We start from the raw sequence: 17,688 nt of genomic DNA, 5'->3' as shown, positions 1-17,688 counted from the left end.
TCATAATACCAGTGCTTTCGAAGCGAAGTTATTTATGAAATAATTTCAGGGAGCCCAGCTCCATAAAACTTTTAGGAGGTCGAACTATGGCTCACAGCGAGGAATTGCACCAGGCCGGATACCGACTGCTGAACCAGCTCAATGATGACATACTGCATCTGCCTGCCGGGATGCTGTCCAGCGAAGAGCTTATACACCGATGCAGGCACAGCTTCAGCAGCGAAGGAGATGCCGTTATCCAAGAAAACCTGGAAGCCCTCTGTGAAGTACTCCAGGCTTATTTGTCGGGGCGCGCTTCGGAAGACGCTGTGGATTATTACTTGTCCCAGCAATTTAACATCCAGGCCGTGAATATCTGCGAGCTGATGAATGGTCTTGCTGAGTTAAAATCAGCCGGCAGAGCGCAAGAGAGACGTACCCCTTCAACTACCGGTCCCTATGCGCTCCCCAAAGTCAGTGTCATCATCACTACTTATAATAGAAAAAATTTCCTGCAGCAGGCCGTTCAGAGCATCCTGCGGCAGGATTATCCCCATAAAGAGATCACGGTCATCGACGACTGCTCCAGCGACGGTACGGCAGAGCTCATGAGCCGGAGTTTTGGCGATGATCCACGGGTGATCTTCATGCAGAATGAGACCAATCAAGGACCCGGCAACAACCGGCGCAAGGCGCTAGCCGCCCATGGCGATGGTGAATACATCCTGTTCCTGGACGATGATGACTACCTGATTGACCACAGCTATTTCAGCCAGGCTGTGCATTTTCATCAGCAGCACCCGGAGATTGCTTTTGTGGCCGCGAATGTGTTCCTGGAGTATTCCAAGACCGAGCAGCTCAAGCCCTCCAGCCTGAAGCTAGGCGAGATTACTCCGAAAGCGGATTACTTCAAGAATTTCGAGCAAAAAGGCTATCCCAAACCGGCCTCTACCCTGACGGCGATCTTCAAGCGCGAGGCGCTGATGAAAATGGATATCCTAAACATGAATATGGTCAACGATGCCTCCATTTACCTGCGGGCCCTGCTGATTGGCGATGCCGGATTTATCGACACTCTTGCCGGAGTGTACCGGATTCATGGCAACAATATTACGTTTAATCTCAGCCAGTCCTTCCTGATCGAGAATCTGGAGGAAAAACGGCTGATCCGCAACATGGCCATCGAGCGTTACGGCTACAGCAAGACGGACATGAACGAATGGTTCAACCACAACGTGTATGACACCATCTCGTATTACCTAATGAATTCCGCCAAAAGCCATACCGACTTCAAGTCAATGTACAGTTGGGCCAGCGACCATTGCCCCAAGGCTTACAGCCAATTAAAGCGCCAATTCCGCACCAAGCTGATGAAAAAGCAGCTGCTGCGCGTATCGTTCGTCCGGACGCTGCTAAACCGCTAGGCAAATCCTGCATGCTGCCATAATCCAACAACCACCCTGGCAGAGGAATCTGCCGGTGGCTGTTTTCCCTGAAAAGCGCGCGCTCGGCACATAAAATCCCATACAGTTGAAGCTGGCGCGGACAGTGATGGAATTAAGGCAATATTTCGCTTCAACAACGCAACAGTCACAGCCCTCAATCTAAACGAGGCTATGAAAGCGCCTGTGGTTATTTACGAGCCCGAAGGAGAGCTGTCCGGCGGGAGCTTCAGAATAAACAAATGCTATTAAAACCTTAACCCTCCGTCATCAGCCGGTCCAGCAGCCCGAACGCCGCTTCCAGCTTCACCTTGGAAATACCGCTGTATAAATCGCCAACGCTCAATTCACAGGAACATGACGATGCGCCAGTTTCCTTCAGCCGCGGGGTAAAGCCAACCCCGGTTTCTTCGCAGACTGCGACCAGGATCGGTTCCATCCGTTCCTTAGACAGAGCAAAATGCACATGGAACATATTCGACACCGGCACCTCCGGCAGTGTGCATATGTTATGGCAGCCGTTGAACAGAGCCGCAAGCTCCTTGGCTTCCGCATAATATTGTCCCATCTTGTCCACTCTCTGCCGGTAATAATACCGGGCGGGGATAATGTATGGATACAGGCTGATCAGGTCGCCGCCATGCCGCCGTTTCCAAATTTTCGATTCCCCGGCAAAGTCCCCACTTCCCGCAAGAATAGCTCCGGCAATCCCGCCGATTCCTTTATAAAAGGAAATATATACGCTGTCGAACAGGCCGCAGACTTCAGCGGCGGTTTTGCCGTAATACGGCAGCACCTCAAACAGACGGGCACCGTCCAGATGCAGCATAATGCCCTGCTTCCGGCAGTAGGCGGATATCGCTTCAAGCTCCGCGTATTCCGGCAGCTGTCCGCCAATTTCCCGCTGGGGCAGCTCCAGCAAGAGGCAGGCGGTTCCCCGGCCCATATTTTTCACATCGTCCAGTGTGATCAGGCGTTCCTTGTCCGCAAGCAGCAGAGGCTGCAGATGATGCAGCTTCTTCAGCCCATCCTGTTCATGAATTTCCAAGTGGCAGAGCGGATGATACGCTACACGCTTGCTGCCCTTGCGGTCGCTCCAGATCCTAAGCGCAATCTGCTGCGCCATCGTGCCGCTGGGAAAAAACACCGCCGCTTCCTTGCCCAGCACCCCCGCCATTTCAGCCTGAAATGCCTCGATCAGCTCACCCGTACCGTACATATCACTCGCCAAGCTGTCCTCTATTCCGGCAAAAGCCTCCTTCAGCGCGCGGGCCTCCCGTTTGCCGTGGCCGGCCAGCTGTACAGCGGCAGCGTTAAAGGCCTCCAATAAAAGTTTACTCTCATCTCTTAATGTTTTGCGGGTATCCATCTGGTAATTCTCCTCTCAGCCGTGCTTGTGTCTAACCAATATATAAAATTATATCATTTCCCGCCGGAAATTCTCCTTTTTCGGATGTTCACGTTTTGTTCCTTGCCGCTTAGGTGAAATTAACGGACCGCTGTGCTACAATATTGGAATTGCAGAGGCAATCGCTTAGGGAGGTTTATTACAAAACCATGCTCATTATTGGTATCGCCGGCGGGACCGGCTCCGGCAAAACGACGGTAGCCCGCTCCGTCATTGACCGTCTGGGAACAGGTAAAGTGACGTTTATATCTCAGGATAACTATTATAAAGACCATTCTTACCTCAGCTTCGAGGAGCGGGGAGCGATCAATTACGATCACCCGCTTGCTTTTGATACCGAGCTGCTGATTGAGCATTTGGATTGCCTCAAGGCCGGACAGGCTGCCTATGCTCCCGTGTATGACTTTACCGTTCATGCCCGCCGGGCCGACCAGACCGTTGAACTGCTGCCGAACAACATCGTCATTGTGGAAGGGCTGCATGTCCTCTCCGACGAAAAGCTCCGCGGGCAGCTGCACATCAAGGTTTTTGTCGATACCGATCCGGATGTGCGCATTCTCCGCCGGGTACTTCGGGATATCGAGGAACGCGGACGGACCATCCGCTCCATTCACACCCAGTATTTGACGACGGTCAAACCGATGCACGAAGCTTTCATTGAGCCCTCCAAGAAATATGCGGATTTGATCATCCCTGAAGGCGGACAGAATGAAGTCGGCATTCAGCTGCTGTCCGTACTCACCGAGAAGTATTTGTCGGGCGACGAGCAGTGGACCGGCAAGACGCGCAACGAATAATTATATGCAGGCTATCAGACAGGCTGCCCGGAAATTTCCGGCGGCTTTTTTTATATGAGTCCAGCTCCGCTTATGGAGGGGAGCCGATATGTTTTGGTATAATTGAAATTAATAACGATAGAAGTCATCCGGCAAAAGGAACCGCCAGGAAGGAGTCAAAGATTCATGAATCTCCGGAATCTAGATAAAAGCATAAGCAGCGTAATCATGAAGAGAGGCGAGGACTACCTGCTCTCCGGCCATGTGGAATCCGTACGCGAGTTGAAGCCTGGGCTCTACAGGGCAAAGGTCGCAGGAACCGAAATTTACGAAGTGCAGGTCCAGATCGGGGAACAGGACAAAGTTCTTTCCACTTCATGTACCTGTCCGTACAATATGGAAGCTATCTGCAAACATCAGGCAGCGGTGCTGATGTATCTGAGCGATCATCTGGAAGAGAACGCCAGCGCTGATTCAAACGAATCCGCCCCGGCTTCAAGCCTGCAGCAAATACTGGAGGCGAAGGATAAAAGCGAGCTGGTCTCTCTGCTGTTATCCTTGGCCCTGAGTTCGGAACAGACCGAACAGAGAATCCGGATCTACTTATCCGATATTCATGACAGCGGTGGAATTCAAGATTATCGGGATTTAATCCGCTCTTATATTGACCTGCATGCGGACAGACACGGGTTTGTGGGTTGGGGAAAAGTGAATGGTGCAGTGCAGGGTGCCGAATTGGTCGCCGCCCGAGCCGTTCAGGCCTTCGAAGAAGATGAGCCGCTCCAGGCGGTACTAATCAACCTGTGCATTCTTGAAGAAATGCTGAAATTGCTGCAAGAAGCAGATGACTCGGATGGCACCGTTGGCGGCATGATTGATGACAGCCTGGACCGCATCTATGAGGTTGCGCAGCTTGGTGAGCAGCTGCCGCCGGAGGTCGCAGAGAAGCTGTTTCATCTGGTGCTTGGCATGACGCAGCATCCTGAGCTTGACGGATGGCCCGATTGGCAGCTTGCCCTGCTCCAGTGTGCCGACGGGCTGGCCGTTTCAACGGAATTGCAGGCCCGGTGGGAAGAACAAGCTGGACAGTTAAGCCAAAGCTCGGATTCCAGCTCCTGGAGTAATCAACACTTCGCAGCCGGCATAGCTGACATCCGGCTGGAACGGCTGCAGAGGCAGGATAGTGGTGATGAATTACAGGTTTATTTGCACAACAACCTGCAATTCCCCAGCTTCCGGGAACAAGCAATCCTCCTGGCATTAGACGCCGCACGGTATGATGAGGCAATTCGTTTGGCCGTAGAAGGGGAAGAGCTGGACACCGCAAACCATCTGCCCGGACTCGTGGAACAGTGGAAACAGCTTCGCTATGAAGCCTATAAGCTGTCGGGGGATACGCTGTCCCAGCGGGATCTCGGCCTGGAACTTCTCTGCGGTGGGGAATTGTCCTATTATCCGGCCGTGAAGTCTGCTTATTCTGCTGCGGAGTGGCCATCCATCTATACAGTAATATTGGATCGGCTGGAGCAGCACAGCTCGTGGGATAACGTGTACACGAAGCTCTTGATTCAGGAGCAAGAAACCGACCGGCTGCTGCGATATGTGCAAGCCCATCCTTATGAAATTGGAAAATATTATCCACATCTTGTCGCTGACCACCCTCAGGAGGTAATCGGTATTTTCCGGACCTATATTGAGCAGCTGGCTATCCAGGCTTCTACGCGCAAGCAGTATCGGCAGGTCTGCCTGAGCATCCAAATGCTCCGCAAAGCCTCAGGTTCCGCCGCTGCCGAACCGGTAGCCCATGCCTTGCTGGCCGCATATCCCAACCGGCCTGCCTTCAAGGACGAGCTGACCAGGCTCCTGGAGAGCTTTTGAGCCAAGGGGTATGCGGGGAATGTGCGCTGGAGCATGTTTGGTGCCGCCTTGATGCTCCGGCACTGCAATAACGGCATTTTTGCCGTTGTTGCAGCCAGCTTCGGCCTTTGCTCGCCTGATAACGGCATTTCTGCCGTTATTTTCACCACGGACAGCCTCCGCTCGTCTAACAACGGCATTTCTGCCGTTGTTGCAGCCAGCTTCGGCCTTTGCTCGCCTGATAACGGCATTTTTGCCGTTATTTTCACCACGGACGGCCTCCGCTCGTCCAACAACGGCATTTCTGCCGTTGTTGCAGCCAGCTTCGGCCTTTGCTCGCCTGATAACGGCATTTCTGCCGTTATTTTCACCACGGACGGCCTCCGCTCGTCCAACAACGGCATTTTTGCCGTTGTTGCAGCCAGCTTCGGCCTTTGCTCGCCTAATAACGGCATTTTTGCCGTTATTTTCACCACGGACAGCCTCCGCTCGTCCAACAACGGCATTTTTGCCGTTGTTGCAGCCAGCTTCGGCTCGGCACACCAACTAACTGCACGTTGCATTTATTCACTGATAGCCCTTCATCTACTGAAATAAAGGTTGATTCATTCCAATCCATCCCCTATGATAATCTTATAAGGATGTGCATTAAGTTTAAACGGTTAAACTTAATTATTAACCTTCCTTTTTGGAATCAGCATGAAAAAATTTCCCGCCACAAAAGTTAAAGCGCTTATACTTTTTTAGCTAAGAGGCTATTGTGTTTGCGCTTAAGAGCGGAAACCGGCGGCCGATGTTCTGTATGTATATTTCATGGATCCTTGGCTAATCGGTTTTCCGGTATTCGCCTGTATCCCATTCTCCCGTCGCTCGCTGTATTACAATTACAGCTTCACGGATTATGACATCATCTACCCGCCAAGGGTCATCGGATTCGCCAATTACCAGCTGATCGCCGGCTATTCGCATTTCAACGATTTATCCATCAACGGGCTGCCATTTGTTGAGACCGGACATAAAACACTGGATAAGATGATTATACCGTGAATTCAGATGAAGATGGGCCGTAAAATTATCGAGAGCTAAATTCATACGTTTAACAGATATCCGGCCCCCTGTACTGAAGGTAAGATACAAATTCGGGAAATTCGCCGCAAGGAGCATTTGAGATGAAAGTGAGTATACTTGATGTAGCCAAAAAATCCGGGTTATCGGTGGTAACGGTATCCAGGGTATTGAACGGTGCGGGCTCAGTCCGCGAGACAAACCGCCAGAAGGTGCTGACGGCAATCAAAGAGCTGGATTACCGCCCGAATGCGGCTGCCCGCAGCCTGGCCAGCGGGAGGACCGGCATCATCGGCCTGATTGTAACCACCCTGCAGGACTCCTTCTTCGATGCGGTGGTCAAGGAGCTGAATGAGGTGCTTGCGCTGCACGGTTATTTTCTGGCTGTCTCCATATCTGCCGGCATCGGTGCGGACGAAAACCATTATCTGATCCAGGAGGACCGGGTGGACGGCCTGATTCTGCTCTCACCGTTGCAGGAGGACAATTACATTGTGGAGCTGAAACGGCGCGGCATCCCTTATGTGCTGATCGATAACCAGCATCCGGAGAATGACAGCTATTCAATTACCATCGATAACTTCAAAGGCGGGTATGCCGCCGCCAGCCACCTGCTGGAGCTGGGACATACCTCTATCGCCCACCTCTGCGGCCAGGAGATGTTCCGCAGCACCAGAGAGCGGCGCGCCGGCTTTCTCAAGGCATTGGAAGATAAAGGCCTTGAACCGTATGAAATCGTCCACGGCGGTTTCGAAATCAGCCAGGGCTACGACGCGGCCAGACGCTGGCTGTCTGGGGGCAAGCTGCCCACCGCTGTCTTTGCGGGCGATGACAATATCGCCCTCGGCGTGGTAAACGCCCTGATGGAGGCCGGGGTCCGCGTGCCGGAAGAAGTGGCGGTTGTCGGCTATGACGACCACTTCATCGCTTCGCGGCTTCGCCCCCGTCTGACAACCCTGCGCCAGCCGGCAGACCAGATTGGAGCGGCCGCCGCCGGCATGCTGCTGAAGCGCATCAGCGGGACCATGAAGCGGGGCGGCAACGTGAAGATTGATCCGGAGTTGATTGTACGTGAATCTACCTTTTCCGGGTAGACAGGATGTGAAAGCCCACAAAACTTTAGGAGTGACGACCATTGGCTTACTATTTGGGCATTGATGGCGGAGGAAGCAAGACCCACGCCCTGCTGGGCGATGAGCACGGCAATGTGCTTGGCAAGGGCAGAAGCGGCAATGGCAACCACCAGACTGGAGCAAGGCAGGCCGCCGCCAGCATACGTGCGGCATCCTGCGCGGCGCTGGAGGAAGCCGGACTTCAGCTTGGCGAGATCAGCCACGCATATCTGGGGCTTGCCGGCGCCGACCGCAAGACGGATTACGACATCCTTCATCCGATAATCCGCAGTATCGGATTTACGGAATATACGATCAGCGGCGACCCGATGATCGGCCTGCGGGCGGGCACGAACCGCTCCTACGGCGTCGCCCTGATCTGCGGCACCGGCACCAATGCCGCCGGGCGCAGCCGCGAAGGCCGGCATTATCAGTGCGGCGGCTTTGATTATATGTACGGCGATTTCGGCGGCGGCGGGGCGCTGAATATCGAGGTGTTCCGTACCGTCCTCCGGGCCTGGGACGGCCGCGAAGCCCCCACCCTGCTCACAGAGCCGCTGCTGAAGCTGCTCGGCTATACGCGGGTGGAGGACATGTTCGATGACTTCCTGGATCATGGGAAGTCTGTACCGCTGGACGCCGCACGCCTGCTGTTTCCGGCGGCGGCCGAAGACGACGCCGCAGCGCTGGCAATCCTCCACCGCCAGGGTGTGGAGCTGGGCAAAGCCGCCGCTGCCGTAATTCACCGGCTGGGCATGAAGAGCGACGTGTTCGACGTCGTCCTGGCCGGAAGCCTGCTCACTCGGGGCGATCAGGGCTGGATTCGCGCGCCGATTGAGCAGGCGGTTCACAGCGCGGCCCCTGATGCTTCTGTGGTCACCTTAGCTACAGAGCCCGTTGTCGGTGCCCTCTGGTCAGCCATGGAGAGCGGAGGCATCACCATAACGGACGACATTTATAAGAAAATGCGGGGATTTCAGGATTTCGATGCGATCCCCATTACAACCGGACAGGAGTGATTTAATTGACAGCAAACCAAGGTCTTAAGATCGCCGTCATCGGCGGTGGCTCTTCCTATACCCCGGAGCTTGTCGAAGGCTTCATTCTGCATCACAAGGAGCTTCCGGTACGCGAACTGTGGCTTGTGGATATCGAGCCCGGCCTGCGCAAGCTGAATATCGTCGGCAGCCTGGCCAGACGCATGGTGGAGAAATCCGGACTTCCGATAGAGGTCCATCTCACCACTGACCGCCGCAAGGCGATTGAAGGCGCGGATTTCGTCAGCACACAGATTCGTGTCGGCATGCTGGACGCCCGCGCCCGGGACGAATCGATTCCGCTGAAATACGGCGTGATCGGGCAGGAGACGACCGGCCCCGGCGGAATGCTGAAGGCGCTCCGCACAATACCTGTCATCCTCGGCATCTGCCGGGATATCGAGGAGCTCTCCCCCGATGCCTGGCTGCTCAATTTCACCAATCCGGCGGGTATGGTCACTGAAGCCGTGCTGAGATATTCGAACGTCAAAAGCGTGGGCCTCTGCAATGCCCCGATTGGACTAATCAAGCAGGTATCGGCCAAATACAATACTGCACCTGACCGGGTCTATGCCGAATTCGTCGGCTTGAATCATCTCCACTGGATTACCCGCGTTGAGGTAGAAGGAGAAGACAAGCTGAATGACATGCTTGCTGATACAGCAGGCTACAGCGCGAGGAATGTTCCGGCCAGGGAGTGGAATCCCGATTTCCTCCAGTCACTGCATGCCTTGCCCTCCTACTACCTGAAATATTTCTATATGACCGATGCCATGCTCGCCGAGCAGCTTGAGGCCTTCAAGCAGGGCGGCAGCCGTGCCGAGGTAGTCAAACGGGTAGAGGAAGAACTGTTCGAAATCTACGCCGATCCGGAGATAAGCGAGAAGCCGAAGCAGTTGGAGCAGCGCGGGGGGGCTTTTTATTCCGAGGCTGCAGTCAATCTGATGCGTTCCCTGCACAATGGCACGAATGACATCCAGACGCTGAATGTCGCAAACCGCGGCGTCCTTGACTTCCTGCCGGAGGATGCCAGCATTGAAGTCAACTGCGTAGTGATGAAGACCGGGCCGCTGCCGCTGCCGCTGACCAAGATTCCGCCGATGGCCAAGGGACTGATCCATGCTGTCAAAACCTACGAGCAGCTGGCGATTGACGCCGCCGTCACCGGGGACCGCAGCCTGGCCCTCCAGGCGCTGGCTCATCATCCGCTGGTGCCTTCCGTGGAGGCTGCAATAGCCATGCTCGATGAAATGCTGGAAGCGAATAAGGAATACCTGCCCAACTTTTTTGCAAGCTCCTTCAAATGACATTTGGGTTCCGCGGATTGTCCAGCAATAGGGGCGATCCTTTTTTTGTTATCCCAGCAAATCGGATAGCGGGCGGCAGGCTTCCGCCTTCGATAGGATTGCCAGAACCGGATGCTTCAACAAAAACCGGATTTCTGCTGGAGCCAGCCGGCTCTATTCCAACCAGGACCGCCATATCCAAGTAAGATAGGCTGTGGACCATAGTTACGAACGCCAAAATTTATATGTTATGTAACCTATCATTATATCCCTGATAACAAAATTTTTTCCCTGAATAAGTTCCAAATCTAGTAATTGCCATCATACAATGACATTTTTGTTGTCGAACAATGGCAGATAATATGCTAAAATTAAATAGAAACGCCTGCAGGCAGCCGTTTTAAGGAGAACCCAAGATAACCGCATAGCTTCAAAGAATGTCTCTGCTGCTCTGTCGGAAGCCTGGACGTATTGCCGCATTGCATGATGCCGGACCGGTCACCTCGTACCTTACGTGAATGACATTACATTTGGGAGGCGGTAAGCATGACGTTCTTAGAAAAACTTCGTACCTATCGGGACAAAGAAAACGACCTCTTCTGGGAAGGCACCTTTCTCGATTACCTGGGCCTTGTCCGGGAGAGCCCCAGAATCGCCGGAACCGCCCATGAGCTGGTTTACCGGATGATTGAGTCGGCTGGCGTCAATGAACTCGGTGACGGACGGCGGGAGTACAAATTTTTCAGCGGCACCTTGTTCGGGCTGGAGGATGCGGTTCAGCTGCTGGTGGAGGAATATTTCCGTCCGGCTGCGCAGCGCCTCGATGTCCGCAAACGGCTGCTGCTGCTTATGGGTCCGGTCAGCGGAGGCAAGTCCACGCTGGTCACCCTGATGAAGAACGGGCTGGAGGCCTTCACACGCACTCCCGAGGGCGCCCAGTATGCCATCAAAGGCTGCCCGATGCAGGAGGAGCCGCTGCACCTGATCCCCCGCGAGCTCCGCGAGGAATTCCGCAAGGAATACGGTGTCCATATTGAAGGCGAGCTCTGCCCGGTCTGCCGGATGCGGCTGGAGCAGGAGCATGGCGGCCGGATCGAGGAGATGCCTGTGGTGCGGGTGCTTTTCTCGGAGAGTGAACGGACAGGCATCGGCACCTTCGCTCCCTCCGACCCCAAGTCTCAGGATATCGCCGATCTTACCGGCAGCATCGACTTCTCCACGATCACCCAGTACGGCTCCGAATCGGACCCGCGCGCTTACCGGTTCGACGGTGAGCTGAATAAGGCCAACCGCGGCCTGATGGAGTTTCAGGAAATTCTGAAATGCGACGAGAAATTCCTCTGGAATCTGCTGTCGCTTACCCAGGAAGGAAATTTTAAAGCGGGAAGATTTGCCCTCATATCCGCCGACGAGCTCATTATCGCCCACACGAACGAAACCGAATACCGCGCCTTTATCTCCAACAAAAAAAACGAAGCCCTCCATTCCCGCATGATTGTAATGCGTATACCCTATAATCTCAAAGCCGGCCAGGAAGAACGGATCTACCGCAAGCTGGTGGACGCTTCAGGACTGAACAACCAGGTGCACCTTGCCCCTAACGCACTCTGGACCGCCTCTGTCTTCACCGTGCTGTCCCGCCTCAAGGAGCCGAAGAAGCCCGGCATTGATCTGGTCAAAAAAATGTATCTTTACGACGGCGTCGAAGTCGACGGTGTCAAAGGCGGCGACGTCGAAGAGCTGCGCCGGGAGCACTCGGACGAAGGCATGTCGGGCGTTGATCCCCGCTATGTCATCAACCGCATCTCCAGCGCGCTGATCAAGGGCAACAAATCCTGCATCAACGCTCTGGATGTGCTCCGCTCGCTGAAGGAAGGCCTTGACCAGCATGCCTCGATCTCCAAGGAGGAACGCGAGCGCCTGATGAACCTGATCACCCTGGCCCGCAAAGAATATGACCATAAGGCCAAAACCGAGGTGCAGCGCGCATTTGTCTTCTCTTTTGAAGAGTCGGCACGCACGATCCTGAACAATTACCTCGATAATGTCGAGGCCTACTGCAGCGGCTACAAAATGAAGGACCCGATCACCTCCGAGGAAGGCGACCCGGATGAGAAGCTGATGCGCTCGATTGAAGAGCAAATCGGCATCACCGAGAATCAGAAACGGGCCTTCCGCGAAGAGATTCTGATCAAAATCTCTTCTTTTGCCCGCCGGGGCCGGCAGTTCGAATACACTTCCCATGAGCCGCTGAAGGATGCCATCGAGAAGAAGCTGTTTGCCGATCTGAAGGATGTGATCAAGATTACCACCTCCTCGATGAATCCGGACGAGAACCAGCTGAAACGCATGAACGAGGTTTCACGGCGCCTGATTGAGCATAACGGCTATTGCGCCACCTGCGCCAACGAGCTGATGAAATATGTCGGCGGTCTGCTTAACCGGTAGCTTTTGGCTAACCCGGTACACCGGAATCATTCCTTAATTCAAAGCGGGAGGTGGACGACATGAACAACCGCTTGTTCATGATCGCGCGCGACGACTGGTCACTGCACCGCAAGGGAGAGATTGACCAGGAACGTCACAAGCGCAAGGTAAAAGAGGCCATACGGCATAATCTCGCCGATCTGGTCAGTGAAGAATCGATTATTATGCCCCAGGGTGATAAGGTAATCAAGGTGCCGATCCGCAGTCTGGACGAGCCAAAGTTCCGCTACAACTATCAAAACGAGCCGCAGGTTGGACAAGGCCAGGGCGGCACACAGGTCGGTGATGTGATCGGCCAAGCCGGACCGGATGGAGCCGAAGGCCCCGGCAAAGGCGGGCATGAAGCCGGAGATCAGCCGGGTGAGGATTATTACGAGGCAGAGCTGACGATTGACGAGCTTGCCGAGATGGTCTTCGAGGATCTGAAGCTGCCCCGGCTTAAGCCGAAGGCCGCTCCGGAGCTGACCATAGAAGATGTACGCTTCGATGATGTGCGCAAGCAGGGCATGATGTCGAACGTCGACAAGCGGCGCACCCTGTTCGAGGCGATCAAGCGCCAGGCGCTGGGCGGCGGACAGTCCATGCCGCATGCGGCAGCAGTGCGGTCCGACTGGACTCCGCCGCCGGAGCCGCAGCATGTCAGCTCCGGGTCTGTACTGGGACCGATTACCGGCGATGACCTGCGCTACAAGACCTGGGAGGACATCCGGAAGCCCCAGTCCTCTGCCGTTGTGCTGGCAATGATGGATACCTCCGGTTCCATGGGCACCTTCGAGAAATACGTGGCCCGCAGCTTCTTCTTCTGGATGACCCGCTTCCTGCGGACCAAATATGAGAACGTGCAGATCCGTTTCCTGTCGCACAGCACAGATGCCAAGGAGGTGGATGAAGAGTCCTTCTTCCACAAAGGCGAAAGCGGCGGCACCAAATGCTCATCCGTATATGAGCTGGCCCTGCGCATTCTGGAGGCCGATTATCCCCCGGCCCAGCATAATGCCTACGCGTTCCATTTCTCCGACGGTGACAATCTGAACAGCGACAACCCGGCCACCGTCCGTCTGGCAGGAGAGCTGCTGGAGCGTGTGAATATGCTGGGCTATGGCGAAATCCGCCAGCATGTGTATGGGAGCAAGCAGCTGTGGGAGTCGATGTCCGGCATCGCCTCCCCCTCCTTCAGCCGTTCGATTCTCAAGGAGAAAGAGGATGTGTTCAAGACGCTGCAAGCCTTCTTCGGCGAGGAACTGGCCAGCTGAGCGGCTCCGGCCAGGCCCGAAAGAATTGCTAACAGAGGCATACCGCAACAAGAAATGCCAAAGGAGGGAGCAGCGCGATGACCAACCATGAAACGGAGCAGCTGGAGGAATCCGTAGAACGCCTGACCGAGCTGGCACTTGAGAACGGACTGGACTTCTTCTCCATGCGGTATCAGATGTGCCCGCCCGAGGTGCTCTATTCCATCGGCGCTTACGGCATGCCCACCCGGTTCGCGCACTGGAGCTTCGGCAAGGCCTATCACCGCATGAAATCCGAATATGACCACGGGCTCAGCAAAATCTATGAGCTGGTGATCAACTCCGATCCCTGCTACGCCTTTCTGCTCGACAGCAACACGCTGCTGCAGAACAAGCTGATCGTAGCCCATGTGCTGGGGCACAGTGATTTCTTCAAGAACAACGCCATGTTCGGCGGCACCGACCGCAATATGGTTGACCGGATGGCCATATTCGCCGAGCGGATTGACCGGTTCGGGCAGGAATACGGCACCGACGAGGTGGAGCGGTTTCTGGATGCGGGAATCGCCATTCAAGAGCATGTCGATCCGTTCTTTGCCCGGTCCGGGCGGCCCGGCGGCTTCCGGGAGATTGACGGTGAAGTGAAGGATGTAATCGGCTATATCGCAGCGCAGAGCCGCTATCTGGAGGAATGGCAGCGGGAGATCCTCTACATGCTCCGCGCCGAAATGCTGTACTTCTGGCCGCAGATGGAGACGAAGATCATGAACGAGGGCTGGGCCAGCTACTGGCATCTGAAGCTCGTCCGGGAGCTGGAGCTCAGCGATTCGGAGATTATTGAATTCTCCAAAATGAACTCCGGCGTCATCCAGCCCTCCCCGGGCCGGATCAATCCCTACTATCTCGGCCTCATGATGCTGCGGCATATCGAGAAAAAAGAAGGATTGCAGGCGCTCTTCGAGATCCGCGAGATCGAATCGGATGTATCGTTCATCCGCAACTATCTGACCCGCGAGCTGGCGGAGGAGATGGATCTGTTCGTATTCAAGAAGGAGCAGCAGCAATACAAGGTCACTGCCACGAGCCTGGAGGAAATTAAGGATAATCTGATCCGCTCACGCACCAACGGCGGCTTCCCGTATCTGACCGTCAAGGACGATGACCTGCATGGACGGGGCGAGCTGCTGCTGTACAACCACTATGAGGGGCTGGAGCTGGACCGGAAATATATTGAGCGTACCCTGCCGATGGTCCATCAGCTGTGGGGCCGTACGGTACACCTGCGCACCATAGTAGGCGGCAAGGAAAAAACATATATGTATGACGGCAAGCAGCTTGCCTGATGTGCAGGCCGGCGCTATCTTTTCACAGCGGATTTTCATTTCCCGTATTGCCCGTATTGCCCGTATTGTAAGAAAAACCTGAAGCTCTGCTTCAGGTCCTTTTTACATTCGGTAACCCGCCATTTCAGTGGGGAGGAGAAGAATCATTTCGCGCTGATTCCACCGTCCAGCCGACTTCGGGTGAAATCAGAGGCACTTCTGCCTCTGATTTCACCGTCCTGCCGGCTTCGGGCGAATTCAAAGGTACTTCTGCCTTTGATTTCACCGTCCTGCCGGCTCCGGGCGAAATCAAAGGCACTTCTGCCTCTGATTTCAGCGTCCAGCCGACTTCGGGCGAAATCAAAGGCATTTCTGCCTTTGATTCCACCGTCCAGCCGACTTCTAGGAGAATCAAAGGCATTTCTGCCTTTGATTCCCTCGTCCAGCCAACTTCGGGTGAAATCAAAGGCACTTCTGCCTCTGATTTCACCGTCCAGCTGACTTCGGGCGAATTCAAAGGCATTTCTGCCTTTGATTCCCTCGTCCTGCCGGCTCCGGGCGAAATTAAAGGTACTTCTGCCTTTGATTCCCGCTACCTCCCCGCTGCGGCCAACGCATTCGCGCAGTTTGCTTGGCCGAAGTCCCGATTCATTCGTTCATTTACAGCGCAACCGTGAAATAACGGATAAGCTTCGCTTCCCCCAAAACATATAAATTCTTATCTTTTAAGAAGAAACGGCTTCGCCGTCCTCTGAAAGAGGCGGCATCCGTTTCTTCAAAAATAGAAGGATAACTGATAGCGTGGAACATATAAATTCTATATTTTAAAAAAAGGCAGCTCTGATCCGCTTTCCGGTCATAGCCGCTTTTTTTGCTGTTCAGCTTCATCTTATGAGCCGGAATGGCCCTACTGCCTAACTATAACCGTTAGTTCACCTTCAAAAACCTTCTCATCCTTGTGGTTGAACGTTGACAACAATACGGTAACGCTCCCCGTTGCATTTCTCTTCTCTCTTACCGCAATCACTTCGACCATTGTATGCAATTCATCCTCCGGATACACCGGCTTGATAAACTTAAGATTATTCATAGCCGTTCCGGCAATAACATCGTCCCCGTAGGCTCCCGTTTCAACCCAAAGCTTAAAAGAAACCGCCATGGTTTGTATTCCAGAGGCAATAATTCCATTAAATCTTCCCTGCTTTGCTTTTTCTTCATCCAAATGCATGTACTGCGGGTCAAACTCCGCTGCGAACTTCGTAATACTCTCTTTCGTCATTATTAGGGACCCGGTTTTAAAGAGCTGTCCGGCAAAAAATTCGTGGAATCTCATTCATACACCTCTTAGTTGGCATTATATATGTTGTTATTATAAACCTGAATTTCGAAAGTAAGTATCCACAAATCACCTAAAAGCTCTACATGAAGGGATTTCTTGCTAAAAACAGCCTGCACCAAATGGGTGAAGGCAAAAAGAGGGTTTATCCCTTGTCCGATCTGGATGGGTTCAATTCACTTTCGAAATTCAGGTTTATATGCTTCACATTATAAATTAGCCTTATCTTTCTCGCTGAAGGGGCTGACCCAAAAGCCATGAAATGGCTGCTTGGGTCAGCCCTTTTTTAGTCGCAGGATATACGTAGGTTTTTTGGAGTGGAAGCTCCGCGAACGGACCGTTGTCTGGGTCGCTGTGCTCTCCAGATTAATTTCATTCCCCTTAGCGGTGAAAATCCGGAGACCCAGGCGGCCGCTGCCGCTGTTCCGCGAGTCCGTCCATCCGCTGTTTAAGCGGGAGGCGGTTCTGTCATCTTTAAAAAACACAATAAAGAAACTTAATTTATCCTGAATTGAACCGGAGAACCTGAACAAGCTGATGGAACGCAAGGAGGAGATTCATAGGGAACGGAAGCGAAGTGTAAAAAGTAACACTAATGGGCTGGAATTCTGGCTTGAACGGGCTTTAGTGGGATTTTGTACACTTAATGGAGGCCATCTCCCCCCATATGGCTGATTTCAGCCGGATTAGTTATACTTTTTCCCACTAGGGATGATCCAGTCTCCGAATGCGGTGGATTAGTTATCCTTTTTACCACTAAAATGCTGCCCTTTGGATGAATGGTTCAAGTACATATTAATGTAGGCGTGTTCCTCTGTAAGGGAGGGAAACGGATCGATTAGGGTCCTTTTTCCCGCTAACACTACCCGAACAAGCGGCTGGGGGAATATGAGGTGACCTTTTCCACTTAGCTTCCCGCCTGGCTTCAGCAGCAGCCTTACACCTGAAATGCAAACAGCTGCGCTGCCCGGTCAAGGACGGCGAAGCCGTTTCCACTTGAAAGATAAGAATTTATCCTGAATTTCGAAAGTAACTTCTCATAAAAAAACAAAAAAAGGGCTCAAACCTTTGGTAGAATGGTGTTTGCGAAAACAACATCACCCAAAGAGAGGAGCACCTTTTAGGTGAAGTCTACCATACCCTTCCATCAAATCAAGACCGAATTTTCATTGCCGCACGCCACGACGGTCGGAGGCAGCAAGATCTTCCTGGACTATCTCGAAAAAATTAAGCTCGGCTCTGCGCTACAGCAGATTTCCGGCACGAAAGCGAAGAATGCGTTGTTTCCTGTGTACCGCATTTTGCTGTACCTCATCGTGGGCTGGATTCTGGGAGCTGAACGGCTCTTT

At 53.6% G+C, this 17,688-nt stretch carries 14 protein-coding genes and 1 pseudogene; 12 read left to right on the top strand and 3 right to left on the bottom strand.

Annotation, left to right across the window (positions count from 1 at the left end; translation table 11 throughout):
* Positions 1–86: 86 nt before the first annotated feature.
* Entirely contained in the window at positions 87–1,403 is a 1,317-nt protein-coding gene (locus HYD27_RS30475) for a glycosyltransferase family 2 protein (protein ID WP_219221548.1), read from the top strand.
* 274 nt (positions 1,404–1,677) lie between these two features.
* Here the strand turns inward: HYD27_RS30475 and HYD27_RS30470 are convergent, their stop codons facing one another.
* On the bottom strand, positions 1,678–2,790 hold the full coding sequence (locus tag HYD27_RS30470; RefSeq protein ID WP_219221547.1) for a threonine aldolase family protein: 1,113 nt from the start codon (positions 2,788–2,790) through the stop codon (positions 1,678–1,680).
* Between the two features lie 188 nt (positions 2,791–2,978).
* On the opposite strand from HYD27_RS30470, the gene udk reads away from it, so the two are divergent.
* The 10 genes from udk to HYD27_RS30420 all read left to right on the top strand — a co-directional run bounded on the left by udk (position 2,979) and on the right by HYD27_RS30420 (position 15,024).
* Positions 2,979–3,626 (top strand): uridine kinase, encoded by a 648-nt coding sequence (udk, locus tag HYD27_RS30465; protein WP_219221546.1) that lies wholly within the window; start codon positions 2,979–2,981, stop codon positions 3,624–3,626.
* A gap of 207 nt (positions 3,627–3,833) precedes the next feature.
* On the top strand, positions 3,834–5,483 hold the full coding sequence (locus HYD27_RS30460; RefSeq protein WP_228745435.1) for an SWIM zinc finger family protein: 1,650 nt from the start codon (positions 3,834–3,836) through the stop codon (positions 5,481–5,483).
* Positions 5,484–5,504: 21 nt separating this feature from the next.
* Positions 5,505–6,059 (top strand): hypothetical protein, encoded by a 555-nt coding sequence (locus tag HYD27_RS30455; RefSeq protein ID WP_219221544.1) that lies wholly within the window; start codon positions 5,505–5,507, stop codon positions 6,057–6,059.
* Between the two features lie 216 nt (positions 6,060–6,275).
* Positions 6,276–6,509: a hypothetical protein gene (locus tag HYD27_RS30450; RefSeq protein WP_219221543.1), complete on the top strand. Its 234-nt coding sequence runs from the start codon at positions 6,276–6,278 to the stop codon at positions 6,507–6,509.
* 122 nt (positions 6,510–6,631) lie between these two features.
* Complete coding sequence (locus tag HYD27_RS30445; RefSeq protein WP_219221542.1) at positions 6,632–7,621, top strand: LacI family DNA-binding transcriptional regulator; 990 nt, start codon at positions 6,632–6,634, stop codon at positions 7,619–7,621.
* A 41-nt stretch (positions 7,622–7,662) separates the two neighbouring features.
* The gene (locus HYD27_RS30440) at positions 7,663–8,658 is read left to right on the top strand and encodes an N-acetylglucosamine kinase (protein ID WP_219221541.1); all 996 of its coding nucleotides are present in this window, start codon (positions 7,663–7,665) and stop codon (positions 8,656–8,658) included.
* Positions 8,659–8,663: 5 nt separating this feature from the next.
* Positions 8,664–9,983, top strand: a complete 1,320-nt coding sequence (locus tag HYD27_RS30435) for a 6-phospho-beta-glucosidase (RefSeq protein ID WP_219221540.1) — start codon at positions 8,664–8,666, stop codon at positions 9,981–9,983.
* Between the two features lie 525 nt (positions 9,984–10,508).
* On the top strand, positions 10,509–12,410 hold the full coding sequence (locus HYD27_RS30430) for a PrkA family serine protein kinase (RefSeq protein ID WP_219221539.1): 1,902 nt from the start codon (positions 10,509–10,511) through the stop codon (positions 12,408–12,410).
* A gap of 59 nt (positions 12,411–12,469) precedes the next feature.
* Positions 12,470–13,702 (top strand): sporulation protein YhbH, encoded by a 1,233-nt coding sequence (gene yhbH, locus HYD27_RS30425; RefSeq protein ID WP_219221538.1) that lies wholly within the window; start codon positions 12,470–12,472, stop codon positions 13,700–13,702.
* 77 nt (positions 13,703–13,779) lie between these two features.
* Positions 13,780–15,024, top strand: coding sequence for a SpoVR family protein (locus tag HYD27_RS30420; protein WP_219221537.1), 1,245 nt, complete (start codon positions 13,780–13,782; stop codon positions 15,022–15,024).
* A gap of 124 nt (positions 15,025–15,148) precedes the next feature.
* Here HYD27_RS30420 and HYD27_RS30415 read toward each other — a convergent pair whose 3' ends face one another.
* Both HYD27_RS30415 and HYD27_RS30410 read right to left on the bottom strand, forming a co-directional pair.
* Positions 15,149–15,520 (bottom strand): hypothetical protein, encoded by a 372-nt coding sequence (locus HYD27_RS30415; protein ID WP_219221536.1) that lies wholly within the window; start codon positions 15,518–15,520, stop codon positions 15,149–15,151.
* A gap of 390 nt (positions 15,521–15,910) precedes the next feature.
* Positions 15,911–16,336: a MaoC family dehydratase gene (locus tag HYD27_RS30410; RefSeq protein ID WP_219221535.1), complete on the bottom strand. Its 426-nt coding sequence runs from the start codon at positions 16,334–16,336 to the stop codon at positions 15,911–15,913.
* A gap of 1,127 nt (positions 16,337–17,463) precedes the next feature.
* Between HYD27_RS30410 and HYD27_RS30405 the strand changes: the two are divergent.
* Positions 17,464–17,688, top strand: a pseudogene (locus HYD27_RS30405) (IS1380 family transposase); the annotation flags it as partial.

Source organism: Paenibacillus sp. S150 (assembly GCF_019352175.1).
Classification (GTDB): Bacteria; Bacillota; Bacilli; order Paenibacillales; family Paenibacillaceae; genus Paenibacillus_AQ.
The sequence above is the reverse complement of the archived record's forward strand: the minus strand, read 5'-3'. Positions and strand labels throughout refer to the sequence as shown.